The 26,822-nt window shown below is 57.0% G+C and carries 25 protein-coding genes; 21 read left to right on the plus strand and 4 right to left on the minus strand.

The window, feature by feature from the left end; all coding sequences use genetic code 11:
* The first annotated feature begins 153 nt into the window (after window positions 1–153).
* The 4 genes from purS (at window position 154) to CLV87_RS12355 (ending at window position 4,339) form a co-directional block, all read left to right on the plus strand.
* On the plus strand, window positions 154–384 hold the full coding sequence (purS, locus tag CLV87_RS12340) for a phosphoribosylformylglycinamidine synthase subunit PurS (protein ID WP_099245719.1): 231 nt from the start codon (window positions 154–156) through the stop codon (window positions 382–384).
* Between the two features lie 134 nt (window positions 385–518).
* Window positions 519–1,184, plus strand: coding sequence for a phosphoribosylformylglycinamidine synthase subunit PurQ (purQ, locus tag CLV87_RS12345; protein WP_099245721.1), 666 nt, complete (start codon window positions 519–521; stop codon window positions 1,182–1,184).
* Window positions 1,185–1,230: 46 nt separating this feature from the next.
* Window positions 1,231–2,997 (plus strand): sensor histidine kinase, encoded by a 1,767-nt coding sequence (locus CLV87_RS12350; protein WP_099245723.1) that lies wholly within the window; start codon window positions 1,231–1,233, stop codon window positions 2,995–2,997.
* A 7-nt stretch (window positions 2,998–3,004) separates the two neighbouring features.
* Entirely contained in the window at window positions 3,005–4,339 is a 1,335-nt protein-coding gene (locus tag CLV87_RS12355; RefSeq protein WP_099245725.1) for a sigma-54-dependent transcriptional regulator, read from the plus strand.
* 2 nt (window positions 4,340–4,341) lie between these two features.
* On the opposite strand, the gene CLV87_RS12360 is transcribed toward CLV87_RS12355, so the two are convergent.
* Both CLV87_RS12360 and gap read right to left on the minus strand, forming a co-directional pair.
* Window positions 4,342–4,974, minus strand: a complete 633-nt coding sequence (locus tag CLV87_RS12360) for a hypothetical protein (protein WP_133840775.1) — start codon at window positions 4,972–4,974, stop codon at window positions 4,342–4,344.
* Window positions 4,975–5,006: 32 nt separating this feature from the next.
* The gene (gene gap / locus CLV87_RS12365; protein ID WP_099245729.1) at window positions 5,007–6,011 is read right to left on the minus strand and encodes a type I glyceraldehyde-3-phosphate dehydrogenase; all 1,005 of its coding nucleotides are present in this window, start codon (window positions 6,009–6,011) and stop codon (window positions 5,007–5,009) included.
* Between the two features lie 292 nt (window positions 6,012–6,303).
* Between gap and CLV87_RS12370 the strand changes: the two genes are divergently transcribed.
* Window positions 6,304–7,269, plus strand: coding sequence for a DUF808 domain-containing protein (locus CLV87_RS12370; RefSeq protein WP_099245731.1), 966 nt, complete (start codon window positions 6,304–6,306; stop codon window positions 7,267–7,269).
* 46 nt (window positions 7,270–7,315) lie between these two features.
* On the opposite strand, the gene CLV87_RS12375 is transcribed toward CLV87_RS12370, so the two are convergent.
* Complete coding sequence (locus CLV87_RS12375; RefSeq protein ID WP_099245733.1) at window positions 7,316–7,945, minus strand: invasion associated locus B family protein; 630 nt, start codon at window positions 7,943–7,945, stop codon at window positions 7,316–7,318.
* 446 nt (window positions 7,946–8,391) lie between these two features.
* On the opposite strand from CLV87_RS12375, the gene CLV87_RS12380 reads away from it, so the two are divergent.
* From CLV87_RS12380 to CLV87_RS12405, 6 genes are all read left to right on the plus strand, one after another.
* Window positions 8,392–9,933 (plus strand): helicase HerA-like domain-containing protein, encoded by a 1,542-nt coding sequence (locus CLV87_RS12380; protein WP_099245735.1) that lies wholly within the window; start codon window positions 8,392–8,394, stop codon window positions 9,931–9,933.
* A gap of 41 nt (window positions 9,934–9,974) precedes the next feature.
* Complete coding sequence (locus CLV87_RS12385; protein WP_099245737.1) at window positions 9,975–10,862, plus strand: hypothetical protein; 888 nt, start codon at window positions 9,975–9,977, stop codon at window positions 10,860–10,862.
* A 211-nt stretch (window positions 10,863–11,073) separates the two neighbouring features.
* Window positions 11,074–11,589 (plus strand): CoxG family protein, encoded by a 516-nt coding sequence (locus CLV87_RS12390; RefSeq protein ID WP_099245738.1) that lies wholly within the window; start codon window positions 11,074–11,076, stop codon window positions 11,587–11,589.
* 71 nt (window positions 11,590–11,660) lie between these two features.
* Complete coding sequence (locus CLV87_RS12395) at window positions 11,661–12,146, plus strand: (2Fe-2S)-binding protein (protein ID WP_099245739.1); 486 nt, start codon at window positions 11,661–11,663, stop codon at window positions 12,144–12,146.
* Window positions 12,147–12,238: 92 nt separating this feature from the next.
* Window positions 12,239–14,608 (plus strand): xanthine dehydrogenase family protein molybdopterin-binding subunit, encoded by a 2,370-nt coding sequence (locus CLV87_RS12400; protein WP_099245740.1) that lies wholly within the window; start codon window positions 12,239–12,241, stop codon window positions 14,606–14,608.
* A 93-nt stretch (window positions 14,609–14,701) separates the two neighbouring features.
* Window positions 14,702–15,487, plus strand: a complete 786-nt coding sequence (locus tag CLV87_RS12405) for an FAD binding domain-containing protein (protein ID WP_099245741.1) — start codon at window positions 14,702–14,704, stop codon at window positions 15,485–15,487.
* Between the two features lie 167 nt (window positions 15,488–15,654).
* Here CLV87_RS12405 and CLV87_RS12410 read toward each other — a convergent pair whose 3' ends face one another.
* Entirely contained in the window at window positions 15,655–16,374 is a 720-nt protein-coding gene (locus CLV87_RS12410; RefSeq protein WP_235871918.1) for a PAS domain-containing protein, read from the minus strand.
* 240 nt (window positions 16,375–16,614) lie between these two features.
* Between CLV87_RS12410 and CLV87_RS12415 the strand changes: the two genes are divergently transcribed.
* From CLV87_RS12415 to phoU, 10 genes are all read left to right on the plus strand, one after another.
* A complete protein-coding gene (locus CLV87_RS12415) occupies window positions 16,615–17,505 on the plus strand; it encodes a YicC/YloC family endoribonuclease (RefSeq protein WP_099247738.1) in 891 nt (296 codons plus the stop codon).
* Window positions 17,506–17,508: 3 nt separating this feature from the next.
* Window positions 17,509–18,162, plus strand: coding sequence for a guanylate kinase (gene gmk / locus CLV87_RS12420; protein WP_099245743.1), 654 nt, complete (start codon window positions 17,509–17,511; stop codon window positions 18,160–18,162).
* Window positions 18,159–18,680 carry a gamma carbonic anhydrase family protein gene (locus CLV87_RS12425; RefSeq protein ID WP_099245744.1) on the plus strand — a complete coding sequence of 174 codons (522 nt, stop codon included), beginning with the start codon at window positions 18,159–18,161 and terminating at the stop codon, window positions 18,678–18,680. The genes gmk and CLV87_RS12425 overlap by 4 nt, the downstream gene beginning before the upstream one ends.
* Before the next feature lie 118 nt (window positions 18,681–18,798).
* Entirely contained in the window at window positions 18,799–19,980 is a 1,182-nt protein-coding gene (locus CLV87_RS12430; protein WP_099245745.1) for a trans-sulfuration enzyme family protein, read from the plus strand.
* Window positions 19,981–19,984: 4 nt separating this feature from the next.
* A complete protein-coding gene (locus CLV87_RS12435; RefSeq protein WP_099245746.1) occupies window positions 19,985–21,022 on the plus strand; it encodes a sensor histidine kinase in 1,038 nt (345 codons plus the stop codon).
* A gap of 286 nt (window positions 21,023–21,308) precedes the next feature.
* Window positions 21,309–22,349, plus strand: a complete 1,041-nt coding sequence (locus CLV87_RS12440) for a substrate-binding domain-containing protein (RefSeq protein WP_099245747.1) — start codon at window positions 21,309–21,311, stop codon at window positions 22,347–22,349.
* 82 nt (window positions 22,350–22,431) lie between these two features.
* On the plus strand, window positions 22,432–23,919 hold the full coding sequence (pstC, locus tag CLV87_RS12445; RefSeq protein WP_099245748.1) for a phosphate ABC transporter permease subunit PstC: 1,488 nt from the start codon (window positions 22,432–22,434) through the stop codon (window positions 23,917–23,919).
* Window positions 23,919–25,271, plus strand: coding sequence for a phosphate ABC transporter permease PstA (gene pstA, locus CLV87_RS12450; protein WP_099245749.1), 1,353 nt, complete (start codon window positions 23,919–23,921; stop codon window positions 25,269–25,271). Before pstC ends, pstA begins: the two co-directional genes overlap by 1 nt.
* Window positions 25,272–25,287: 16 nt before the next feature.
* Window positions 25,288–26,085, plus strand: coding sequence for a phosphate ABC transporter ATP-binding protein PstB (pstB, locus tag CLV87_RS12455; protein ID WP_099245750.1), 798 nt, complete (start codon window positions 25,288–25,290; stop codon window positions 26,083–26,085).
* Complete coding sequence (gene phoU / locus CLV87_RS12460) at window positions 26,085–26,819, plus strand: phosphate signaling complex protein PhoU (RefSeq protein ID WP_099245752.1); 735 nt, start codon at window positions 26,085–26,087, stop codon at window positions 26,817–26,819. Before pstB ends, phoU begins: the two co-directional genes overlap by 1 nt.
* The last annotated feature ends 3 nt before the right edge of the window (window positions 26,820–26,822 follow it).

Genomic DNA, 26,822 nt, shown 5'->3' on the forward strand with positions numbered 1-26,822 from the left:
GCTGGTTTTGGAACGCCCCAGGCTGCTGTCTGGGGCGTTTTTCGTTTCAAGCGCGGATGGGCGCGCCTTTCGGGTTGCAATTTGGCGCGGAATGGGGTTCTACGCCCCCAAGTGATCAAACAGACTTCAGCGCGTCAGACAGGAGGACGGAACATGAAGGTTCGGGTGCATGTAATGCTCAAGACAGGTGTTCTGGATCCACAGGGCGAAGCGGTGCGTCACGCCTTGGGCGCATTGGGCTTTGAGGGCGTGTCTTCGGTGCGTCAGGGCAAAGTCATCGAGTTGGAGCTGGCCGAAGGAACGTCGGACGAAACCATCGGTGAAATGTGTGAAAAGCTCTTGGCCAATACGGTCATCGAAAGCTATCGCATCGAACATATCTAAGCGCAATCTTCATCGGGCCTGATGGCCCGCCTTAGGACTGTGTTGGTTGGGCGTCTAGCGTCCGAACCGCTGAAACTGGGATTGGCGCGGCAAGGGGCCGCGCGGATCACCCCAAATCGGACAGGAGCCCCGCCATGAAAGCCGCCGTCATCGTGTTTCCCGGATCCAATTGCGACCGCGACATGGCTGTCGCCTTTGAGCAAGCGGGGTTTGATGTCGAGATGGTCTGGCACAAGGACACGTCCTTGCCCACCGGCATCGATATGGTCGGCGTGCCCGGCGGGTTTTCTTTTGGTGACTATCTGCGCTGCGGGGCGATTGCCGCCAACGCGCCGATTGTGAAAGACGTCAAAGCCTTCGCAGACATGGGCGGCTATGTTCTGGGCGTTTGCAACGGGTTCCAGGTCTTGACTGAAACCGGTCTTCTGCCAGGTGCGCTGCTGCGCAATGCCGAGCTGAAATATATCTGCCGCACCATTGGTCTGAAGGTCGAAGGCGAAAGCGTCTTTACCGACAGCTACTCCAAAGGCGAAGAGATCGCGCTGCCCATCGCGCATCACGATGGCAATTACCACGCCGATGATACAACGCTGGATATGCTCGAAGCTGAGGGGCGTGTGGCCTTCCGTTACACCAACAACCCCAACGGGTCCGCGCGTGACATCGCGGGTATCCTGTCGGGCAATCGTCGGGTGCTGGGGATGATGCCGCACCCGGAACGTGCGTCAGAAGCCGCTCATGGCAATGAAGATGGTGCGCGTCTTTTTGCCAATCTGACCTCACAACTGGTTAACGCCTGATCAGCATGGCTTGAGGCCGGGGCAGGGCGCGCGTATCCTGCCTCATATGTCAGACGCCACACCCAATCCAACAGTCCAGCCCAGACGGACCGGCCCGCTATCGGCCCGGGTGCGTTTGGCGTTGGTCTTGCTGGTGCTGGTGGCCATCGCAACCGTGTGGTTCACCAACCGCCTTCTGACACAACGTTTTACCGAAACCACCCAGAACCGGGCCGAGTTGCGACTGGCGCTCTACTCCGGCAACTTGATCTCCGAATTGCGCCGCAACGCGATTGTGCCGCAGCTTTTGGCGCGTGACCCGGCCCTGATCGGAGCGTTGAATTCTGGTGACTTTACCCAAAGCTCGCAGCGGCTGATCTCTTTTGTTGATGAAATCGGGGCTGCCTCGCTGATGCTGATGGATCGCGACGGGCGCACGGTGGCGGCGACAGATCGGTCTCGCTTGGGTGAGGCACATCGTTCGGACGGGTATTTTGTCGATGCCATCCGGTCCAACTCAACTGTGTTCACGGTGAGCGAACGCGAGGCTGGCGGTTTCAGCTTCACCTATTCGCGTCAGGTGGAAAGCGGCAATGAAACCGTCGGCGTGATCATGGTCGAGGTGGATCTTGCCAAGTTTGAACGCGCTTGGGCCGGGATTTCCGATGCCGTTCTGGTCACCAATTCCGAAGGCACCATTGTTCTCGCCACCGAACCACGTTGGCGTGGCCTGACCGCCGAAGTCGCCTTGGAACGCCAGCCCCCCAGCGGCGCGATTGAGCGCGCTATTCAGGTCACCACCGATTGGACCTCGCAAGAGGCGGATGCCTATCTCAAGGGCGAGGCGGTGATGCGCGTGGATGGGCGCATTCCCTTTCGAGGCTGGTCGTTGACCACCTTCACCACATATTCCTCGGTCCGGGAACGTGTGAACGCGTTTCTGGCGCTTGAGATCATGGGCTTTGCGATTTTGGCTGCCTTGGTGTTCTACGCCTTGTCGCGCAAATCAGCGGACCGCATGGCCCTGTTCCAACGGGAATCCGCGGAACTGCGCGCGCTGAACGCCCGGTTGTCGCGCGAGATGGCCGAGCGGGAGCGGGTGCAAAAGAATCTGGATGTGGCCGAGCAATCTTTGGCGCAAAGCTCAAAACTGGCCGCATTGGGCGAAATGTCAGCAGCAGTCAGCCATGAATTGAACCAACCACTGGCCGCGATGAAGACCTATCTGGCCGGTGCGCGGCTTCTCCTGCGCCGCAATCGCCCGGACGAAGCGCTGAGCGCCTTTCACCGGATTGATGACCTGATCGAGCGCATGGGTGCGATCACCAAACAGTTGAAATCCTATGCCCGCAAAGGTCAGGAAAGCTTTAGCCCCGTCAATATGGGCGACGCGCTTGGCAGTGCCATGTCGATGATGGAACCCCAGCTCAAGGTGCGGCGCGTGCGCATCTCGCGCATCCTGCCGGACGAGCCGGTTTTGGTCATGGGTGACCGGATGCGGATCGAACAGGTTTTGGTCAACCTCTTGCGCAACGCGCTTGACGCCACCAAATCTGTCGACGACCCGCAGGTCGAAATCCTTTTGGCCGCGGGCGAGACCGCCACGCTCAGCGTGCGCGACAATGGGCATGGAATTAAGGACCTGGATGCACTGTTTGAGCCATTCTACACAACCAAACAACCCGGTGACGGGGTGGGATTGGGCCTGGCGATTTCATCCGGGATTGTTTCGGAACTAGGTGGGCGGTTAACCGCCCGTAACGCGGAAAACGGGGGCGCGGTGTTTGAAATGCAGCTTCCGGTCCTCAATGATAATACGCAGGCAGCGGAGTAATAGTCTTATGGCAAACGCAATGAAAATCGCCATCGTCGATGACGAACAGGATATGCGGCAGTCCATTTCGCAATGGTTGGCTCTCTCGGGCTATGACACGGAAACCTTCGCCTCTGCCGAAGAGGCGCTTGGCACGCTTGGGCCGGAATATCCGGGCATTGTGATTTCGGACATCAAGATGCCGGGCATGGATGGCATTCAGCTGCTGAAAAAGCTGATGGGGGCGGACAGTTCGCTGCCTGTGATCATGATCACCGGGCATGGCGATGTGCCGATTGCGGTCGAGGCGATGCGCATCGGCGCGTTTGATTTCCTTGAAAAGCCGTTCAATCCCGACCGGATGAGCGAGCTGGCCAAAAAGGCCACCAATGCGCGGCGTTTGACTTTGGACACCCGCGCCCTGCGTCGGGAGCTGTCGGATGGTGGCCAAATCATGAGCAAGCTGATTGGAGCCAGCCCGATCATGGAACGCTTGCGCGAGGATATTCTCGACCTGGGGCAGGCCGATGGCCATGTGCTGATCGAAGGCGAAACCGGCACCGGCAAGACCCTGGTCGCCCATGCTTTGCATTCCGTGGGTACCCGCGCGGGCAAAAAGTTTGTGCTGATCTCTTGCGGCGCCCATGACGAAGATGCGCTGATGCAGCGGCTCTTTGGCCCGATGCAGCCCGACGACACCCGGTTGCCAGCGATCGAAGAAGCGCGCGGCGGGACGCTGGTGCTCGAGGACATCGAAGCGCTGTCGGATGCTGCGCAGGCGCGCCTACTCTCGGTGATTAATGATCAGGGCAACCCGCCGGAAACCCGCATCGTGGCGATCTGCAACCTGCAGGATGAGGGGCGCACCTGTGAAAGCGCGCTGCGTTCCGACCTCTATTACCGACTCGCGGCTTTGAAGATCGTTGTGCCGCCACTACGCTCACGCGGCGAAGATATCCTGACACTCTTCACCCGCCTGTCTGAACAATTCTCAGAAGAATATGGCTGCGACGCACCCAAGGTGTCCGCGCAAGAAGCCGCGCAGCTGTTGCAAGCGCCATGGCCCGGCAATGTCCGCCAGCTGATCAATCTGGCGGAACGCGCAGTGCTGCAAGCGCGGCGCGGGCAGGGGACCATTGCCTCGCTCTTGATGTCGGATCATGACCAGATGCAGCCGGTGATGACGACTGAGGGCAAGCCACTCAAGGAATATGTCGAGGCGTTTGAGCGTATGTTGATCGACAACACCATGCGGCGCCACAAGGGCTCGATTGCGTCAGTAATGGAAGAGCTTTGCCTGCCGCGCCGTACGTTGAACGAAAAGATGGCTAAATACGGCTTGGCGCGGGCGGACTACCTTTAAGCCTAGCTTTTATCGCGATCAAAGATGGTTCGATGAGGCAGATCTAACAGATTTGCCTCATCGTCATGAAAACCGGCAGTTACCTTGCCCGAAAACCTGCCCTGCAGCCCTTCCATCACATGGGAGGCAAATGGCGCAAAGGACTTGCTGAGATCGGCACCGTCAATGGGTTGCTCTAGCGCCTCTTGACGCCCGGTCTCGGTCTCTTCCCAGATGATAAAACGATCCCGGTCTTCCTGGTTTAGCAAGGGTGGCATGCTGTCAATCTCGGCATTTACCCGTTCCAGCTCATCCACCTGATCGGTTTCATCAAAAACCTCGTTCCACGCATCGTCAAAGGCAAAGAGGCGCATTTCGAAGTCCGAAACAAAGATCTCCAGATGCAGATGTTTGGTGCCATCCGGTAGGCGGGTCAGATCCAGACTGTCGACACTAGCGCGAAAATTCGGTGCGGCCTGAGCCAGTTGTGTTTGCAACAAGAGTTGATAGCCCTGAACACGGCCGTAATCAGAAAGTGATTGGTCCTTGGCAATGGATTCGCCAAAGAGTGAGGAAACGAGTTTGCGCAAAAGGCCCATGGAAACACCCTGAATGAAAAACACCGCGAGCTTGGGACAGCCACGCGGTGTTTTCAAGGTGATGTTTTTGGCTAAATGCCGTGCGGTGATTAGTGCAGCAGGCGGCCCATGTGACCGGCGACATCGGCCATACGCGCCGAAAAGCCCCATTCGTTGTCGTACCAGGCCAGGACGCGGACCATGCGCGACCCGATGACCTTGGTCTGATCCGGTGCAAAGATCGAGCTGGCTGTGGTGTGGTTGAAGTCGATGGAGACTTTCTGCTCTGGATCAAAGTCCAGAACCATGCCCATGTGACCCGCTGCCGCTTCGGCCATGATTTCGTTCACGTCAGCAACGGTCACGTCTTTCTTGGCGTAGAAGGTCAGGTCAACAGCCGAGACGTTCGGGGTCGGAACGCGAACGGCAGACCCGTCCAGCTTGCCCTTGAGGTTTGGCAGAACTTCACCCAGGGCCTTGGCAGCGCCGGTTGAGGTCGGAATCATCGCCATTGCCGCGGCGCGTGCGCGGTACAGATCCTTGTGGCGGCGGTCCAGGGTTGGCTGGTCGCCGGTATAGCTGTGGATCGTGGTCATGATGCCGCTTTCGATCCCGATGGCTTCGTCCAGGACCTTGGCCAGAGGGGCCAGGCAGTTTGTGGTGCAGGAACCGTTAGAGATCATGGTCTCGCCCTTGACCAGATCGCGATGGTTTACGCCATAAACAACAGTGCGCTGAACGTTCTTGGCGGGGGCCGAGATCAGAACCGATTTGGCACCTTGCTTGAGGTGCTGATTGGCTTTCTCGCCATCATTGAACTGGCCGGTACATTCCAGAACCACGTCACAGCCGGTCCAGTCGAGCTCGTCCATGTTATAGGTCGACATGACATCAATCGGGCCGCGACCCAGATCAAGGCTGTTGCCATTCACAGCGATATTGCCCGGGAAACGACCATGGACACTGTCATAGCGCAGCAAGTGTGCAGCGGTTTCAATCGGCCCGGTGGCATTGATTTTCACAACCTGCACGTCATTCCGGGCGGATTCCGCGATGTGAGAGAGGGTGCAGCGGCCAATGCGGCCAAATCCGTTGATACCGATTGTTACAGTCATGAGGGCGTCTCCTGGCTCGTAGGTCTTGGTCTGATCCTTGCGCAGGGATATAGGGTGGCAATGCTGCAGGTGCCAAGTAAAAACTGTTTTTTGGCAGTATGTTAGCGGTAAACTTGCCGATGGGTGTGGTGGTGGCGCTAACGATTTGGAAAGGTTTGCGGTAACGGCTGATCAATGCTGTGGGAAATGACAGAATCGTTTCCCTGTTAACACCTGCAGTGACAGCGGTTACTGTCTGGAAAAGCGACGAACACAGGACCGGGCCAAGCCCGGACAAAACGGGGGCATAGAGATGAGCGGATTGCTGGCTCTGCTGGATGACGTATCGGCCATCGCCAAAGTGGCGGCGGCCTCAGTTGATGATATTGGCGCGGCCGCGATGAAAGCAGGCTCCAAGACTGCCGGGGTCATTATTGACGATGCGGCGGTGACGCCGAAATATGTGCAGGGCTTTGCACCAGCGCGGGAATTGCCAATCATTTGGCGGATCGCGCGAGGGTCCTTGATCAACAAGCTTGTTTTGCTGATGCCTGCGGTTCTGCTGATGGCCGCCTTTGCCCCTTGGATGGTCTGGCCTTTGCTGATCCTGGGTGGCGGTTACCTGTGCTATGAGGGGGCGGAAAAGATCGTCCATGTTCTCATGCCGCATGATCAGCACAGCGGTGGGCCGGATGGCAGCCATGATGTGAAGGATCCCGAACATCTCGAAGAGGAAAAGATTCAGGGCGCGATCAAGACAGACTTTATCCTATCTGCCGAGATCATGGTGATCTCTCTCTCTGCCATTGATGCCCCGAATTTCTGGATGCAGGCCGCGACTTTGGCGGTTGTTGCGGTGCTGATCACGGCGGTTGTTTACGGGGCCGTGGCGGTGATCGTCAAAATGGACGATGTCGGCATGTGGATGAACCAGAACAGTTCCGTCGCTGCTGTGCGCGGGTTGGGCCGCTTGATCGTTCGTTTCATGCCCTGGCTGCTCTTGGCACTTACCGTGATTGGCACGGCGGCGATGCTTTGGGTTGGGGGCTCGATCATTGTGCATTCACTACACGAGATGGGGTGGCACATGCCCGAAGAGGAAATCCACCACATTGCCGTCGCGTATGGTCAGCAAAATCCGGGGTTGGAATGGGGCATCACCGCCGCCATCGACTTTGTTCTCGGCTTTGTGGTTGGGTTGTTCCTGATCCCGATCGGGACCAAGATTATCGCCCCGATTTGGGGGGCGTTGTTTGGTAAAAAGAAAGAGGCGCATTAACTGCGCCTCTGTCTGACTAATCTGCTAAAGCGTCCTTCGGGGCGCTTTATTGTTGGATGAAGGACGCAGCCTTGTAAGCGGCTGTGAAGCCTTTCAAAGACATTTCAACGGTGACTTTCTTATCCGGCGCAATCGCAGGCACGATGGACACTTGCGCAACGGCACCAGCCTTGAAACGGTTGATGTCTTCGTTGGTCAGGCCAACACGGGCATAACAGCCGATCTGGCTGCAGAAGGAATAGTCATAGCGACGCGCGCCGCCGCCATCGACGGTGATGGTCAGCTTTTGTGGCAGCAAGGTTTCCAGAGGCACGATGAAAGTGCCGCCAGCAACGGCTTGACCGCCATCTTTGATTTTGAAGATGTTGACTTCGGCAACGCTTGAGCCTGCTTCGTCTTTCAAGAGCTGGTACATCTGGCAAACATCAGTTCCCTCTGGAACCTCAAGGCAGCGCAGGACCCAATCGTCAAATCCATCTTGGGTATAGGTGCGCGGGCCGGAGGGTTTGGGCGTATTTGGGTCTTCGCCCATATCCAGCTCTGGCACGTCTGCGTTAACAACTGCACCTTCGGCAACATCTGCTGCCGGGTCTGCGGCTGGTTCGTCGCTTTGAGCAAAAGCCGGAGCAGCTGTCATGGCCGCAATCAACGACATGGTAAGAAGCGGTTTGTTCATCGAAATCCCCTGAACCCGATTTTTTCTGAAGGATCGCTTAACACGGGACGGGCGCGCTGTCAGGGGAGAAATTCCTGACCCCCACCCGGAATGGGCAAATACCTGCCCGTTTCCTAAGCATCTGTAAGCAAGGCGGAAAACCAGCGGCTTAGACCGGAAAAAAGGAAAGGGGCCAGACGGCCCCTTTCCATTTCACTCCCTGTCGGACTGGCCGACTTTGTCATTGAGTGGGACGCTACGAAAGTCTTGGCGTGTGGTCAACAGGCTTTTCCCAATTAATTTCGCGAGATAGCAGAAAAAAATTGCCGCGCCCTAGGGCGCGGCCAGTCTGACAGGGAGGAAGTCTGTTCAAGGCAGGAGAGGACATGTTGCCTCGAACGGAAATGACACTGGCAGCTATTAGTTAAGGATGTATGTTTGGCACCGTACGCTTGTGGAGAACTTTGATGACAAATGGAATCTTTCTGGGTGGCGGTGGCAAGGGTTACGCCGACAAACAATGGCTCAATCAGAAATATGCCAATCGCCATGGATTGATTGCCGGGGCAACCGGAACCGGGAAAACCGTGACCCTGCAAATCCTGGCCGAGGGGTTCTCCAATGCAGGCGTTCCCGTCTTTATGGCCGATGTCAAAGGGGACCTGTCTGGGCTGGCTGTATCAGGCTCGCCGGATCACAAACTGCATCAGCCGTTCATGGATCGCGCGGCCAAGATTGGCTTTGACGACTATACCTATGAAGGGTTCCCAGTCACCTTCTGGGACCTGTTTGGCAAACAGGGCCATCCGGTGCGCACCACAGTTGCCGAAATGGGGCCGCTGCTGCTGTCGCGCCTGTTGGAACTGTCCGAAGCCCAAGAGGGCATTTTGAACATCGCGTTCCGTTTGGCGGATGAAGAAGGGCTGCCGCTGCTCGATCTGGACGATATCCGCGCCATGCTGGTCTGGATGGGCGAGAATCGCAAAGACCTGTCGCTGCGCTATGGCAATATCTCAACCGCCTCAATCGGCGCCATTCAACGCCGCCTCCTGGTGATCGAGAATCAGGGCGGGGCGAATTTCTTTGGCGAACCGGCCCTGGCCTTGGCCGATTTGATGCGGGTTGATGCGGATGGGCGCGGGCAGGTGAACGTTCTGGCGGCCAATGAATTGATGTCTTCACCACGGCTTTATTCGACCTTCCTCCTATGGTTGCTCTCGGAATTGTTCGAAGAATTGCCAGAGGTCGGCGACCCTGAGAAACCCAAGCTGGTATTCTTTTTTGACGAGGCGCATCTGCTCTTTGATGGCGCACCCAAGGCGCTGGTCGACAAAGTGGAGCAGGTGGCGCGTCTGATCCGCTCCAAGGGGGTTGGGGTTTATTTCATCACCCAGAACCCGGACGACATCCCCGAGGATATCTTGGGCCAACTCGGCAACCGCATCCAGCACGCCCTGCGCGCCTTTACCGCGCGGGACAAAAAGGCCCTGCGCCTTGCGGCAGAAACCTACCGCCCGAACCCTGATTTTGACACGGAAACCGCCATTCGCGAGGTCGGTGTAGGGGAGGCGGTGACCTCGATGTTGCAAAAGAAAGGCGTGCCGGGGATCGTTCAGCGGACATTGATCCGCCCACCGTCTTCGCAATTGGGGCCGATCACCGCCGGTCAGCGCAAATCCGTTATTCTTGGTTCTGATTTGGCCGGAAAATACGAAGAGCGGCTGGATCGCAAATCGGCCTATGAGATCCTCAAGGCGCAGGCCGAGGCAGCGGCAAAGGCCGCAGAACAAGCCGAGGCCGAAGAAGAGGAAATGGAAACCGCGCAGCGAGAATATCGGGCAGGGCGGCGCTATTCAGGAACCCGCGTGTCACGCTCGACATCACGCCGCACCCGTCAAACCGAAAGCTTTGGCGACGCTATGACCAAAATGGTTGTTAAGGAATTGACCGGAACAACCGGACGTCGCATTGTTCGCGGCATTCTCGGGGGGCTTTTTAAAGGTCGGTAACGGCTATGCCCCGTAAAAAAAACTTTGGGGCACCACTTTAAATGATCGACGTCTTCTTTTACCGCCTTCTTATGCTGAGTGAATTGCAGCTTACGTTGCTCTTTTTGGGCTTGATGGTGGTCGGTGGTTTGTTGGGTTTAGTCTTGGTCAAACCCGGATCACCGTTAAACCGCTTGGATTTCTTCGTTCGTTTGGCCGGCGCGAACTTTGTGCTTTCGGTTATACATGTCGGTTGGTTTTTCACTGCTCCGGCGGCCGAACTCGGCTTGTTTTCAGTGCTTTGCGCCGGGATTTGGTCTGGCTGCATCATATTTGGATACTATGTGTATCGGATCAGCGCAGCACGTTGTTTGGATATAACAGGACGCACAGGAAAAGCCTGGCTGATCTTTGTGCCATTCGGTGTCTTTTGGTTTCTCTTTTCCGCTGGGCAAGAGGCAGCACAGGATGACCAACCGAAACGAAGTGGCTTTGGTAAAAAGGCAGGGGACCCAGCACTGCTCTTGCTTGGGATCGTCCTTTTCCTCACCAGTCGCTCGATTGATTCCCATCTGGAAAATGCTGAATTCCCGGCTTTTGAAAATGTAAGTGCCTTGCAACAAATATCAGTTCGGGCGCAATCCATCGAAGAAATGTTTGCGCAAGAAGTTGAATTCACAAAGCCTGATTTACCAGTTGAGATCGATGTTGACCTTGATTTGGTCTCTATGTCTTCCTCCGGGAAGGAGCTTGTTTTGGGTTATGAGATTGACGGAGAGTTGGATGATTTCCACTACGGCCACTTCCCAAATCTCAAGGGCTATTTTTGCGAACCCGAGGTTTTTGGCACTGCGGTCGACAATGGTGGGCGTCTGAGCATGGTGGTGCGAAGCAAAGGAAACTCTGAAACCAAGTCCTATTTGATTTCAGGTACCGATTGCTCTGTTTGATGAGGTGTAGGGCACAGCTTTTACAAGGTTGCATTGAAATGGGTGAACAGAAAGGCTTGTAGCGAGACGGAACAGCACGCGTCAGGAACCGCAGTGCAAAGCGCGCATCAATCCAGTGCTCACACAGTCTATCAAAACGTCCTACACCCTTAGTCCTATTGGACCCGTCAGCGCCTGCGCCTAGTCTCGTAGCCAACGAAGAGGACTATCCATGCATATGAATGATTCCCAAGAGATCAACGCCCCTGTGGAACAGGTTTGGGCCGCGATCCTGGACGCTGAGATTTTGAAGCAATGCGTGCCCGGCTGCACCGAAATGGCAGGCAATGCGGAGGACGGTTTTGACGCGACCGTTGTACAGAAAGTTGGCCCGGTCAAAGCAACCTTCAAGGGGCATGTTTCCTTGTCCGACATGAACGCCCCCAACAGTTTGCACCTGTCTGGCGAGGGCAAGGGCGGCGCTGCCGGGTTTGCCAAGGGTGGTGCGGATGTCAGCCTGAGCGCCACGGAAAACGGTGGCACATTGCTCGAATACACGGTCGAGGCCAAGGTTGGCGGCAAGCTGGCGCAGCTTGGCAGTCGCATCGTTGACGGTTTTGCCAAGAAAATGGCCGACCAGTTCTTTACGAACTTCAAGACCGCCATCGAAGGCCCGTCTGAAGAAGGCGAAACCGACGGCGAAGACAGTGGTGAAAAGAAAGGGTGGTTCAAGCGGATCGTCAGCTGATCCGTGAACCAATCCCCATCTAAGTACCAAGCAACAGTACCAAGAATGAAGAATTTCAAGGGAGGAGAGAAATGACAGAAGTGACCATGGTGGTGAACGGGAAATCCGTCACCAAATCGGTCAAGGGCAATACGCTCATGTCCGAGTTCTTGCGCGAAGAGCTGCGCCTGACCGGAACCCATGTGGGCTGTGACACCTCGCAATGCGGGGCTTGTGTCGTTCATGTGAATGGCGAAGCGGTCAAAAGTTGCACCATGTTCGCAGCCGAGGCCAACGGCTCTGAGGTCAAGACCATCGAGGGCATGGAAAACCCGGATGGGTCTTTGGGTGTCATCCAGCAGGCCTTTCAGGATCATCACGGTTTGCAATGTGGGTTCTGCACGCCAGGCATGGTGATGTCCGCAGCGGCGCTGCTCAAGGACAATCCAAAGCCGACCGAGGCCGAGATCCGCGATTACCTCGAAGGCAATATCTGCCGCTGCACCGGTTACCACAATATCGTCAAGGCGATCATGGCAGCCAGCGGTCAAGACGTGACCAGTATCGCAGCCGAATAATCTGATTTGAGACGCGGCGGGGAGGCCCGCCAAGGAATTTTCCGAAAACGATGGCCCAAATAACGCCATCGACCCAAGGGAGGAACAGGACCATGCCGAAGGATCATGGCATTGGCGCAAGCCCGAAGCGACGCGAAGACGTCCGCTTTCTGACCGGCGCCGGTAATTATACAGATGACATCAACGTTCAGGGGCAGGCCTATGTGCATTTCCTGCGCTCGGACGTGGCTCATGGTAAGATCAACAATATCGATACGGCTGCTGCGGCGGCCATGCCGGGTGTTGTGCGCATTTTCACCGGAGCCGACTTCGAAGGCGTTGGCGGCATTCCTTGCGGCTGGCAGGTGACCGACAAACATGGCGAGCCCATGAAAGAGCCGGCCCACCCGGTTCTCGCACAGGGCAAAGCGCGCCATGTTGGTGATCCGATTGCCGCCGTTGTCGCCGACAGCCTCGAAGAGGCGCGCAATGCCGCCGAGGCGATTGAGCTGGATATCGAAGAACTGCCAGCCGTGGTCGACATGAAGGCCGCGCTCGAAGGTGGCGCGACCAAGGTTCATGACGATCTGGATGACAACCTTTGCTATGACTGGCAATTCGGAAGCCCGGCGGATGAAACTGACGCGGTGTTTGCCAATGCGGCGCATGTCACCACGTTGGAGCTGATCAACAACCGTCTGGTTGCCAACCCGATGGAGCCTCGTGTGGCTGTGGGCGATTATTCCCGCGCCAATGACGAATCCAAGCTCTACACAACCTCGCAAAACCCGCATGTGATCCGGCTGCTCATGGGGGCCTTTGTTCTGGGCATTCCAGAGCACAAGCTGACCGTTATTGCGCCTGATGTGGGTGGCGGTTTTGGCACCAAGATCTTCCATTATGCCGAGGAAGCCTTTTGCACCTTTGCGGCCAAGGCCTGTAACCGTCCGGTGAAATGGACCTCGACCCGGTCCGAAGCCTTCATGTCGGATGCACATGGACGCGATCACGTGTCCAAGATCGAGTTGGCGCTGGATGCCGATAATAACTTTATCGGTTTGCGTACAGATACTTACGCCAATATGGGTGCCTATCTGTCGACCTTTGCCTCATCGGTTCCAACCTGGCTGCATGGCACGCTGATGGCGGGCAACTATAAGACGCCAAATGTTACCGTGAACGTCAAAGCCGTGTTCACCAACACTGTTCCGGTTGACGCTTATCGCGGGGCAGGGCGCCCTGAGGCGACCTATCAGCTTGAGCGTGTGATTGACAAAGCTGCCCGCGAGGTGGGTGTCGATCCAATCGCCTTGCGCCGTCAGAACTTTATCACACAATTCCCCTATGCCACGCCTGTTGCCGTCGAATATGACACCGGCGATTACGAGGCGACCATGGCCAAAATGGAAGAGCTGATGGATCTGCCCGGTTTTGCAGCCCGTCGTGCGGCCTCTGAGGCCAATGGCAAGCTGCGTGGCTTTGGCGTGAACTGCTTTATCGAGGCCTGCGGGATCGCTCCGTCCAACCTGGTTGGTCAGTTGGGCGCTCGTGCCGGTCTTTATGATGCGGCAACGGTGCGTGTGAACGCCACCGGTTCAATCTCGGTCATGGTTGGGGCGCATAGCCACGGTCAGGGCCACGAAACCGTTTTCCCACAGGTCGTTGCCGAGATGCTGGGCATTGATGAGAGCATGGTTGACATCGTGCATGGTGACACCTCCAAGATCCCGTTTGGCATGGGCACCTATGGCTCGCGGTCCTTGGCGGTCTGTGGCTCGGCCATGGTGCGCGCAACCGAAAAGATCATCAACAAGGCCAAGAAAATCGCGGCCCACCTGCTTGAGGCGTCCGAGGGCGATATCGAGCTGAAGGATGGTCAATTCTCCATCGCGGGCACCGACAAATCGGTGGCTTGGGGCGATGTGACCCTGGCGGCCTATGTGCCACATAACTATCCGCTTGAGGATATTGAGCCTGGTTTGGAAGAGACGGCGTTTTATGATCCGGCCAACTTTACCTATCCGGCAGGTGCCTATGCCTGTGAGGTCGAGGTTGATCCGGATACCGGCAAGGTCACTGTTGAAAAATTCGTCTCGGCGGATGATTTCGGCAATGTGGTCAACCCGATGATCGTAGAAGGTCAGGTTCATGGAGGGATCGCGCAAGGGATCGGTCAGGCATTGTTGGAAAACTGTGCTTATGACGAAAACGGTCAGTTGCTGAGCGCCTCCTATATGGATTACGCCATGCCACGTGCTGATGATCTGCCGCATATGGAAAACTATACGGTCGACCATTCCTGCCAGACCCCTTGTACCCATAACCCTCTTGGGGTGAAGGGCTGCGGTGAGGCCGGTGCGATCGGCTCGCCTCCGACCATTGTGAACGCGGTGATTGATGCGCTGCAATCGGGTGGCCATAATGTGGAGCACATCGATATGCCCGTATCGCCATCGCGCGTTTGGGAGGCCATGCAAGGCTAAGAGGAGAGCGCTGGGGGCTGTCGGCCCCCAGACCCCCGAGGATATTTTTGGCCCAAAGAAACCTGAAGGTGGCATGGGTCGAAGGAGGAAAGAATGTATTCTTTTGATGTAGAAAACCCGGAAACGGTCGCCGATGCCGTGGCGGCTCTGGGGCAGGATGAGGCGCAGGCGCTGGGTGGTGGTCAAACGCTGATCCCGACGCTCAAACAGCGACTGGCAGCGCCGTCGGTTCTGGTGAGCCTGAGCGGTATCGCAGAGATCAAGGGCGTGTCCGCTGATGGCGGGGCGGTTGTGATTGGTGGCGGCACCACGCATGGCACTGTCGCAAACGAGGCCGGGGCCTATGGGGCGCTGGCGGCTTTGGCGGGCAATATCGGTGACCCTGCGGTGCGCAATCGCGGCACGATTGGCGGCTCTCTGGCAAATAACGACCCATCTGCCTGCTATCCCGCGGCAGCATTGGGCTCGGGTGCGACCATCTCGACCAACACCCGTTCGATTGCAGCGGATGACTATTTCCAGGGCATGTTTGAAACGGCTTTGGATGAGGGCGAGATCATCACCTCGGTCAGCTTCCCGATCCCGGAGGCGGCGAATTACCAGAAGTTCGAACAGCCTGCATCGCGCTTTGCCTTGGTTGGCGTCTTTGTTGCCAAATATGCGGATGGTGTGCGGGTTGCTGTGACAGGTGCCTCCGAAGAGGGTGTGTTCCGTTGGAGCGAGGCTGAGGCAGCGCTGAGCAGCAATTTCAGTGCCGAGGCGTTGAACGGTTTGTCTGTCTCTGCTGATGGCATGATCAGCGATCTGCATGGCTCGGGTGCTTATCGTGCGCATTTGATTGGTGTCTTGACCAAACGCGCCGTTGCTGCGGCAAGCTAAGTTAGCCACATGTAAAAGAGACGCCCCGCAGTTTTTGCGGGGCGTTTTTTTTGTTATGCGCGTTGAAAGGCCTTGAAACGAAAAACACCCACAGCGCTGGCTGCGGGTGTCTTGGATGGCCTGTTGGTCGGCCTTGTCGTCTTCCTGTCAGTCTGGCCTTTCGTCGGTTAGTCGTCGTTCGAGACGACCAGACGCAAATGCCCGCGTTTGATGCTGGGCTTTTCAGATTTGTCGCGCACTGTCTTCGCGATATCGCGCGAGGCGGTCTGGTCAGACTTGGTGCTAAGCTTGCCACGAAACGGGGTGGCGGGCTCTTCAAAGGCGCGTGGCTTGGGCTCTGGCTCGGTCACCTTGACCGGGCGCCGATCTTTGATGCCCGACGGTACGGCCTGCTTTACCTCGATATTGGTGATGGTAAAGCGGCGCGGGGTGCGGCCGATCTTGCCATTGCTGACAAAGACACCCAAAGCGCGGCTCAGATCACCAAAATCGGAACGCAGCGGCAAAAGCAGCATGTGACCTTCGAGATCAGGCTTGCCAAAACCACCCTCGGCCTTGAGCTCGATCTTGATAATTGACGGTTCGCCAAAGAGTTTCGACACGGCCTCGCCAAAACGATCCCGATCTGAGGGCGCGATCAGGCTGGACAGGGGCATGCCTGCGATCTGCATACCCATCAGGTCAGAAAGATGTGACCCAGCAACCCGGATCTTGGCCATAGACGGGGCGATACGCTCCATCAAGAAGGCATATTCCAGCGCATTTTCCATGCCGCGCGGGTCAATCTGGCTTCGTAAGGGCACCTGATTTTCCTGGCACAAGCCATGCCAATAGGCCTCTACACTGCGCAGAGGTGCCAATATCCGATTTTTATTACGTTCAGACATCTGCACGACATCCCGACCGTTTCCACCATTGCCCAACATGTTTCCGCTCCTAAGTCTGGCGCGGCGTTGGAGGGCCCCCGTCCACCAAGCCTGCGTAATCTTCGTTACTGAATTATTACTAGCAGAGCTTTGTCTTAAAATCGCCCCAATTGTAGATGCAAGGTTAACACAACCTTCAGAGACTTGCCATGAAGGCGAGGAGCCGATAGGCCATTTCAAACACAGATGGAAGGCTCCAGCATGCGACAGTCAATGACGGGATTTGCCAGCAAACAGGGCTCGGGACATGGGTTTGACTGGGGTCTTGAGATGCGCGGCGTCAATGGCAAAGGGCTGGATTTGCGCCTGCGTTTACCCGACTGGATTGACGGGTTGGAACAAGAGGTTCGCAAACGCATTACGGCCAAGCTAAGTCGTGGAAATATACAGGTTTCTTTGCGTCTGACCGCCGGTGGAGAAGAGGGTGGTTTGCGTCTGGATCAGACCCAGATGCAGGCGGTTCTGACCGCCATGTCCGAGATCGAGACCGAGGCGATGAATCAAGGCCTGTCATTGGCCCCCTCAACTTCAGCTGAAATCGTCGCTTTGCGGGGTGTTTTGACCAGTGATGCGGGCGAAATTGACCAAAATGCGTTGCGTGCCACAATTCTGTCAGATTTCGACGCGGCCCTGTCCGATTTCATCGAAATGCGGGTGTCGGAGGGTGGCAAATTGGGCGAAATCTTGACGCGCCAATTGGCTGAGATCGAGTCTTTGGTTACAGAATCCGAGGATTTGGCCAATCAGCGGGCCCCTCAACAGGCCGAAAGGTTAAGAACCCAACTGGCCCGCGTGCTGGAAAACGCCGAGGGCGTCGATGAAACCCGTCTTGCGCAGGAATTGGCGGTTTTGGCGGTCAAGGCAGACGTTACCGAAGAGATTGACCGCTTGCGCGCCCATATCTCGGCGGCGCGCGAATTGCTTGAGACCAAGGGCAGCATTGGCCGCAAGTTCGACTTTCTCATGCAGGAGTTCAATCGCGAGGCCAACACGCTGTGTTCGAAATCCGGTGATGCGGAATTGACGCGGGTCGGGCTGTCGCTCAAAACCCTGATCGATCAAATGCGCGAACAGGTTCAGAATGTGGAGTAAGACATGAGCAGCCAAACCCCCGACCGTCGGGGTCTTCTTATTATCCTGTCCAGCCCATCGGGGGCGGGCAAATCCACCCTGTCGCGCCGTTTGCTGGAATGGGATCCCTCGTTGAGCTTTTCGGTATCCGCCACCACGCGCTCTGCGCGTCCGGGTGAGGTGGATGGAGAGCATTATCATTTCCTCAGCGAAGAGACGTTCAAACGACAAGTGGCCGAGGATGGCATGTTGGAACATGCCCACGTGTTCGGCAATTTCTACGGCTCACCCAAGGCACCGGTTCAATCGGCAATCAATCAGGGGCGCGATGTGCTCTTTGACATCGACTGGCAGGGCGCGCAGCAGATTGTGAATTCCTCGCTTGGGCAACACACTTTGTCGGTTTTCATCCTGCCGCCCTCCATCGCCGAGTTGCGGCGTCGTCTGATCGGGCGGGGGCAGGACAGCGACGATGTCATTTCAAAGCGTATGCAAAAAAGCTGGGATGAGATCAGCCATTGGGGCAGCTATGATTACGTGCTGGTCAATGATGATTTGGACCGGACTTTTGCCGATTTGCAAACCATCGTGACCGCCACGCGCCTGCGCCGCCTTCAACAGCCCAGCCTGGTGGAACATGTGCGCGCGCTGCAAACTGAATTCGAGGATCTGTCATGACGCTTTACTCTCTTGCGGGCGTGTCGCCCGAGATTGCCGAAACGGCCTGGGTTGCCCCGGATGCCAATGTCATCGGGCGCGTTGTGCTTGAGGACAAAGCCAGCGTCTGGTTCGGCTGCACCCTGCGCGGCGATAATGAGGAAATGCGCGTCGGGGCAGGCAGCAACATTCAAGAGAATGTCGTCTGTCACACCGATCTTGGCTTTCCTCTGACCATTGGCGCGGGCTGCACCATTGGTCACAAGGTCATGTTGCATGGCTGCACGATTGGCGAAAACACTCTGATCGGCATGGGGGCCACCATTTTGAACGGGGCCAAGATTGGCAAGAACTGCCTGATCGGCGCCGGGGCCTTGGTGACCGAGGGAAAGGAAATTCCCGATGGAAGCCTTGTCATGGGGATGCCCGGAAAGGTGGTGCGTCAATTGGACGAGGCCGCCATTGAGAAAAACAAGTGGTCGGCCCTGCATTACCAGCAAAACGCAGCCCTGTTCGCCAAAGAGCTCAAGGCTCTTTGATCTATCGCGTGTTCGGTTCGATCATTTTCGTTTGAATTGAACATGTCCTGAGCGCCAGACATCAGTCTGTTACATTTTGGATTTAAGGCCGTTTGCGGCCCAAAGAGAAGGTCACGGTATGAAACCCACCCTGCAACGTCCCGTCGTATTCAAAGACAGCCTGTCTGCCCCAGTTGTTTCGCCGATCATGCCGTCGGTTGTTTATGCGTCCAAAACGCCTGACGAGCTGGATTCGCAATATGCCGGCGAGGCGCATGGCTACACCTATGCACGCGAAGGGCACCCCAACGCCGATATTCTTGCCCAGCGTATTGCCATGATGGAGGGCATGCAGGGCGGTATTATCACCGGGTCTGGTATGGCGGCGGTTAGCGCGGCCTTGATGGGGCTCTGTGAAAACGGAGATCACGTTGTTGGCGGCAACCAGCTTTATGGTCGATCCTTGCGGCTGATGTCCGAAGATCTGCCGCGTTACGGCATCGAGACCTCATTGGCCGATACAACCAATGCCCAGGCCGTGGCAGAGGCGATCAAACCGAATACCAAACTGGTCCTGGTCGAGATCGTGTCGAACCCAACCATCCGCATTGCCGATCTCGATGGGATCGCCGAGGTTTGCAAAGAAAAGGGTGTTCTACTGGTGGTGGATAACACCTTTACCACGCCGGCGGCGCTAAAGCCTGTCGAACATGGTGCCGATATCGTTTTGCATTCGGTGACCAAGCTGTTGGCCGGGCATGCGGATGTGACCCTGGGCTGGGTCTGTGCCAAAGACCCGGCTTTGATGGAGCGTATGACCATCTATGCTGTGACCCATGGATTGACCGCCAGCCCGTTTGAATGCTGGCTGGCCGAGCGCGGCTTGGCGACCTTTGACTTGCGGTATCAGCGCGCGCAGCAAACGGCGCAGCGCCTGGCGGATGCCTTTGCGGAGATGCCCAATGTCAAACGGGTGGTCTATCCGACGCGGCAGGACCATCCCGAAGCGGCCCGGGCGCAAAGCCTGTTGCAAGGGCGCGGGGCGAATATGGTCAGCTTTGAGATCGAGGGCGGGCGGGCGCAGGCCAATGCCTTTACCGAGGCGGCAAGCGAATTGGCCTTTGCTCCGACGCTTGGCGATGTTGGCACCACTATTTCACATCCCAATTCCTCCTCGCACCGCAATGTACCCGAGGCAGATCGCCTAGCCAATGGCATCTCCGAAGGGTTCTTTCGCGTCTCCGTCGGCCTCGAAGATCCGGATGCGATGATCGCCGCCTTCACCAAGGGCCTCAAGGCCGCCCAAGAGGTTTCGGAGTAAGCCCATGCAATGTTCCGCCGCGCAATTCGTCAATGCCATTCCCTGGCCAGCTCTGCTGATCCGGCGCAATGAGCGGATTGAGGCGGCGAATGAACCCGCGCTGACATTGCTTGGCGCGGGGATTGAGGGGCGGCATTTTATCACCGCCTTGCGGCAGCCCATGCTGATCGAAGCCATCGAAGGGTCCTTGCATGATGCAAAGCCGCGTCGCAGCGAATATCTGACAAATGATGGCCAGCAGGACACGACCTACAAGGTCTCGGTCCGCGCGATTGAGAACAGTGGCGAGCATGTTGTTCTGGTCTGCTTTGAAGATGTCACGGCCTTTGAACAGGCCGGGCAGATGCGGCGGGACTTTGTGGCCAATGTCAGCCACGAGTTGCGCACGCCGCTGACAGCCTTGATCGGTTTCATCGAAACCCTGAAAGGACCCGCGCGCAATGATGACGCCGCGCGGTTGCGGTTTCTCGATATCATGGAAGATGAATCCAAGCGGATGAACCGCTTGGTCGGCGATCTTTTGTCCCTGTCCCGGGTGGAATCGCAGGAACGTGTGCGGCCCACGGAAATCATGTCACCCAATGACATTATCCGAACAACCGCGCATAGCTTGACCCCGCTGGCCGAAGAGGCAGGCGTGACAATCGAAACCGATTTGCCCGACAACGAAGTCTCGATGGTTGGGGATCGGGATCAGGTGCGTCAGGTCATGACCAATCTCACCGAAAATGGGATCAAGTATTCCGGCAGCGGATCAACGGTCACGCTGTCCTTGACCGGACCAAGCTATGAGCCGCGCCTGCGTGCGCAGGCCATTCGTTTGGTCGTGTGCGACACGGGGCAGGGGATCGAACCACACCACATCCCGCGCCTGACGGAACGCTTTTACCGGGTAGATAGCCACCGCTCGCGTGAGATGGGGGGCACGGGGCTGGGCCTTGCGATTGTCAAACATATCGTCAATCGCCATCGCGGGCGTTTGGAAGTCGACAGTGAAAAGGGCAAGGGCACCTGTTTCACGGTCATTCTGCCGGTGACCTAGGGGCCGTTTCTTCCCGTCTGATTCCTTTGTGACGGAAATCTGTTACATTTGTCAGGGCAGAGGGGCACCAGTGCGCCCTTCGGCATGTAATTTGCGCTGATTTTTGGAATTGGTCGCTTTATTTTATGGTGCAATTTCAATGCAATAGCTCAATGCCCGCCATCGCTGTCTAGCTGTTTCATAAAACTGTTACATAGCTGTCACAAAAGCATTGCGTGACGTTAATATTTCCGGCCCCGGAGATCATCACAGGGATGATCCAATCCGTAACTTTCAGGAGTTCACCATGACCGTGAAACTGACCGCCTCCGTGCTGGCAATCGCCGCCGTTTCTGCTTCCGCCGCTTTTGCCCGTGACAACGTGCAGGTTGCCGGTTCCTCGACCGTTCTGCCTTATGCTTCCATCGTTGCCGAAGCGTTTGGCGAAAACTTTGACTTCCCGACACCTGTTGTTGAATCCGGTGGTTCCTCTGCAGGCCTGAAGCGTTTCTGCGAAGGTGTTGGCGAAAACACCATCGACGTTGCAAACGCATCGCGCAAAATCAAAGACAAAGAAATCAAAGCCTGTGCCGAAGCTGGTGTCACCGACATCATCGAAGTTCGCATCGGTTATGACGGCATCGTATTTGCCTCGCAAATCGACGGCCCAGCCTACACCGCCTTCCAGCCTGTCGACATCTTCAACGCACTGGCAGCCAAAGTTGTTGTTGACGGCGCACTGGTTGAGAACACCAACAAGCAGTGGGCAGATTTCAACGCTGACCTGCCAGCGGCTGACATCGCAGCCTTCATCCCAGGCACCAAGCACGGCACCCGTGAAGTGTTCGAAGAAAAAGTTATGGTTGCGGGCTGTAAAGCTGCAGGCGCATTTGACCTGTACATGGCGGCAAACGGTGGCGACAAGAAAGCCGCTGGCAAAGCCTGCTACGAAGTGCGCACCGATGGCGTTTCCGTTGACATCGACGGCGACTACACCGAGACCCTGGCACGCGTTGACGCGAACCCGAATGGCATCGGTGTATTCGGCCTGGCGTTCTACGAAAACAACACCGACAAGCTGAAAGTTGCGACCATGGGTGGCGTTGCGCCTTCCACCGAATCCATCGCGACCGGTGAATACCCTGTATCCCGCCCGCTGTTCTTCTATGTGAAGAAAGCCCACATCGGCGTGATCCCAGGTCTGCAGGAATATGCTGACTTCTTCATCTCCGACGAGATCGCCGGTGGTGACGGCCCTCTGGCCGAGTACGGTCTGGTTTCCGACCCTGAGCTGGAAGCAACTCAGGCCGCGGTTGCCGCAGGCACCACAATGGCAGAAGGCATGTAAGCCATTCTTCCTAGGGGCGGTATATTTCGCCGCCCCTTACCCCTTTTAGGACCTTTTCCAAATACAACCCGCGGGGGGCTTGATGCCTGTTTTCTGGCTCATTTTGATCGTGCTGGGGTTAGCGGCGGTCGGCTATATCATTGGCCGCCAACGTGCCTTGGCTAGTGCGGGGGGCGACAGTCGCCATCTGCACTCACTACCATCTTATTATGGCTCGAACGTTTCCATCAAAGTGATGGTTCCGGCGTTCTTCCTGATGATCGTCTGGCTGCTTGCGCAGCCCTTTGTCATCGAAGGGCGCGTTTCGGGCATGATCCCCGAAAGCGAGATCCGCGAAGGCTCTAGCGCGAGTCTGCTGATGGCCGAAGTGCGCCGCGCCTCCGAAGGGTTGGAAAACGCCGTAGCCGGCGGTTTCATGACCGATGAAGAGGCGCGCAATGCGCGCGCTGATTTGTCCGATGTGACCCAGCGGCTCAAGGATGCGGGGCAGGTTGTGACGAACACGATCACACAGCCAATCCTGAAAGCCGCGCAAGCGCACCGCGCCATGGTCAAGTCCAGCAACCTCTATATGTCCATCGCGGTGATTGCGATTGCTGTGGCCGGGGTGTTCTGGGGCTTGGCCGGGGCCAAGGCTGACTTTCGCGCCCGCAACGTTGTTGAACGGTCGATCCGCTGGTTGCTGGTTGCAGCTGCCTCCATTGCGATCCTGACCACGATTGGCATCGTATTGTCGCTGATCTTTAACACGGTCGAGTTTTTCCGCCTCTATCCTGCGTCTCAGTTCTTTTTCAATCCGACCTGGTTGCCGTCCTTTGGCGGTGGCATCGACGCGGATGGCAACCCGCTCTCCAAGCTGGGCATCATCCCACTGCTTTGGGGCACGCTCTATATCTCTCTGATTGCCTTGGCAGTTGCCGTGCCAATCGGGCTCTTCGCCGCGATCTTTTTGTCGGAATATGCCGGGCCCAAGACACGCGCCATTGCCAAGCCGATGCTTGAGGTTCTGGCCGGTATCCCGACCATTGTTTACGGTCTCTTCGCGCTCCTGACAGTTGGTCCGCTGCTGATCGGTGTCTTTGGCGATGACGGGCTGGGCTGGATGCAAGCCGGGACCGCCGTGATGACCGCCGGTCTGGTTATGGGCATCATGCTGATCCCATTTGTCAGCTCGCTGTCAGATGACATTATCAACGCCGTGCCGCAGGCCATGCGTGATGGCTCTTACGGGTTGGGGGCCACCAAATCCGAGACCATCAAACAGGTTGTTCTACCCGCGGCCTTGCCCGGCATCGTCGGTGCAATCCTTCTGGCGGCCTCGCGCGCCATTGGGGAAACCATGATCGTGGTTCTTGGGGCAGGGGCCGCGGCCCGTCTGAGCCTGAACCCGTTCGAGGCCATGACCACTGTGACCGCCAAGATCGTGTCTCAGCTGACCGGTGATGCGGACTTTGCCTCGCCCGAGGCGCTGGTTGCCTTTGCCCTGGGCATGACCCTCTTCATCATTACGCTGGGGTTGAATGTCTTCGCCCTCTACATCGTGCGCAAATATCGGGAGCAGTACGACTAATGACCGATGCAAGCATTCACAGCCCGGCATCCGGTGGCAAGAGCTCTCTTCTTGCGCTGGACGCCCGCACCAAACGCCGCAACGCTGCCGAAGCCCGCTTTCGCATGTATGGCATTTCTGCCGTTGCCGCTGGCGTGTTCTTTCTGGTGGTCTTGCTGGGGGCGATCCTGTCCAACGGGGTAGGGGCGTTTCAGCAAACCTTCCTGACGGTTGAGGTCTATCTTGATCCGGCCAAACTGGACAAGAAAGGCCAGCGCGACATTGCCGATATCAAAAAGGTGTCGACCTTTGGCTATACGCCACTGGTGCAGCAGGGGTTGTTTGACCAGATCGAGGCCAATGGGATCGAAACACCTCTGGCCAAGCGCAAGGATATGAAGGCGCTGATCTCGGCCTCTGCTGCTGCGCAGGTACGAGATTTCGTCATCGCCAACCCGGATCGCATTGGTGACAAGGTCGAATTCCGCGTGCTCACATCGTCCCGCGTCGATGGCTACCTCAAAGGTCGTGTGACCCGTGAAAGCGTGGCCCGTGACAAGAACATCAAGCCGGTGCATCTGGATCTGGTCGACAGCTTCACGGACTTGGGTATCATCAAGAAAGAGTTCAACTGGTCCTTTATTACCGGTGCCGATGCCTCTGAAAGCCGGGCCGAGCAGGCGGGCATGGGCGTGTCGATCCTAGGCTCGTTCTTTATGACCCTTGTGGTGCTCGCCCTGGCGTTGCCCATTGGTGTGGCTGCCTCGATCTATCTTGAGGAATTCGCCCCTCAGAACCGATTCACTGACCTGATCGAAGTGAACATCTCTAATCTGGCGGCGGTGCCCTCTATCGTGTTTGGTATCCTTGGCCTGGCGGTGTTCATCCAATTCGCCCATCTGCCGCAATCAGCCCCGCTGGTCGGTGGTCTGGTTCTGACACTGATGACCCTGCCAACCATCATCATCTCGACCCGCGCCTCGTTGAAATCGGTTCCACCCAGCATCCGTGACGCGGCCTTGGGCATTGGTGCCTCCAAGATGCAGGCGGTGTTCCACCACGTGCTGCCCCTGGCCATGCCGGGCATCCTGACCGGGACCATCATTGGTCTGGCTCAGGCCTTGGGTGAAACCGCGCCGCTTCTGCTGATCGGTATGGTGGGTTATATTGCCACCAACTATCCCGAAGGCATCGCATCGGGCTTTATGGATCCAAACTCGGCCATGCCGGCGCAGATCTATGAATGGGCCAAACGTGCCGACCCGGCATATTACGAACGCGCCTGGGGTGGCATCATCATCTTGCTGGTGTTCCTGCTGACCATGAACATCATCGCAATCATCCTGCGCCGCCGCTTTGAGCGCCGGTGGTAAAAGGGAGACGACAATCATGTACGACGTACACACACATCGCGCGGAGACGAACGTGGACGACATTAAAATCAGCGCCAATGATGTACAGGTCTATTATGGCGACACCCATGCCATCAAAGACGTCAGCATCGAGATTGAAGCCAAATGTGTTACGGCCTTTATCGGTCCGTCGGGCTGCGGCAAGTCCACCTTTCTGCGCTGTCTGAACCGCATGAATGACACGATTGATATCTGCCGCGTCGAAGGCCAGATCCTGCTCGACGAAGAAGACATCTATGACAAGCGTGTCGATCCTGTTCAATTGCGCGCCAAGGTCGGGATGGTGTTTCAAAAGCCCAACCCGTTCCCCAAATCGATCTATGACAATATCGCCTATGGTCCGCGTATCCACGGGCTGGCCAATTCCAAGGCTGACCTGGACGTGATCGTCGAAAAATCCCTGCGCCGCGGTGCCATCTGGGATGAGGTCAAGGATCGCTTGCACGCCCCCGGCACAGGATTGTCTGGTGGTCAGCAACAGCGCCTGTGCATTGCCCGCGCCGTTGCCACCGAGCCCGAAGTGCTGCTGATGGACGAACCTTGCTCGGCGCTTGACCCGATTGCGACCGCACAGGTCGAAGAGCTGATCGACGAACTGCGTCAGGACTATTCGGTTGTGATCGTGACACACTCGATGCAGCAGGCCGCGCGCGTCAGCCAAAAGACCGCCTTCTTCCACCTGGGCAATCTCGTTGAATTCGGCGAGACCGGCAAGATTTTCACAAACCCCGAAGACCCACGCACTGAAAGCTATATCACAGGACGGATTGGTTGATGACCGAGCTTAACAATCACATTGTCAGCGCCTTTGATCGCGACCTGGAAGGCATTCAGGCCCAGATCATGAAAATGGGTGGTCTGGTCGAAGCCGCCATCATGGAGGCCGCCACGTCGTTGGAAACCCGCGACATCGAAAAGGCGGAGCGTGTTCGCAATGGCGACAAACTGATCGACGCCTTGGAAGAAACGCTGAACGACGAGGCCGCCCGTGTGATCGCCTTGCGCGCGCCTACAGCCTCTGACCTGCGCGTTGTCCTGTCGGTGATGCGGATGTCGTCCAACCTGGAACGCATCGGTGATCTGGCGAAAAACATCGCCAAGCGCACGGATGTTCTGGTCCAGATGCCACAGGTTGGCGACACGCCCACCTCGCTGCGTCGCATGGCGCGTGAAGTTGAGCTGATGCTCAAGGACGCCCTGGATGCCTATATCCAGCGCGACGATGCGCTTGCCCTGGATGTCATCGCGCGCGACGAAGACGTGGACAAGATGCACAATGCTCTGTTCCGCGAATTCCTGACCTTCATGCTGGAAGATCCAAGCAATATTACCGCATGTATGCATCTACACTTCATCGCCAAGAATATCGAGCGCATGGGTGATCATGTGACGTCGATCGCGGAACAGGTCGTGTTCCTGGCGACAGGCCAGAAGCCAGAAGATGCCCGCCAAAAGGGCGACGAAACTGCTGCTGAGCTTGGTCAGCACAGCGCGAGCAACGGGAGCTAACCC

It is taken from the genome of Pelagimonas phthalicica, from assembly GCF_004364805.1.
In the GTDB taxonomy this organism is placed as follows: domain Bacteria; phylum Pseudomonadota; class Alphaproteobacteria; order Rhodobacterales; family Rhodobacteraceae; genus Pelagimonas; species Pelagimonas phthalicica.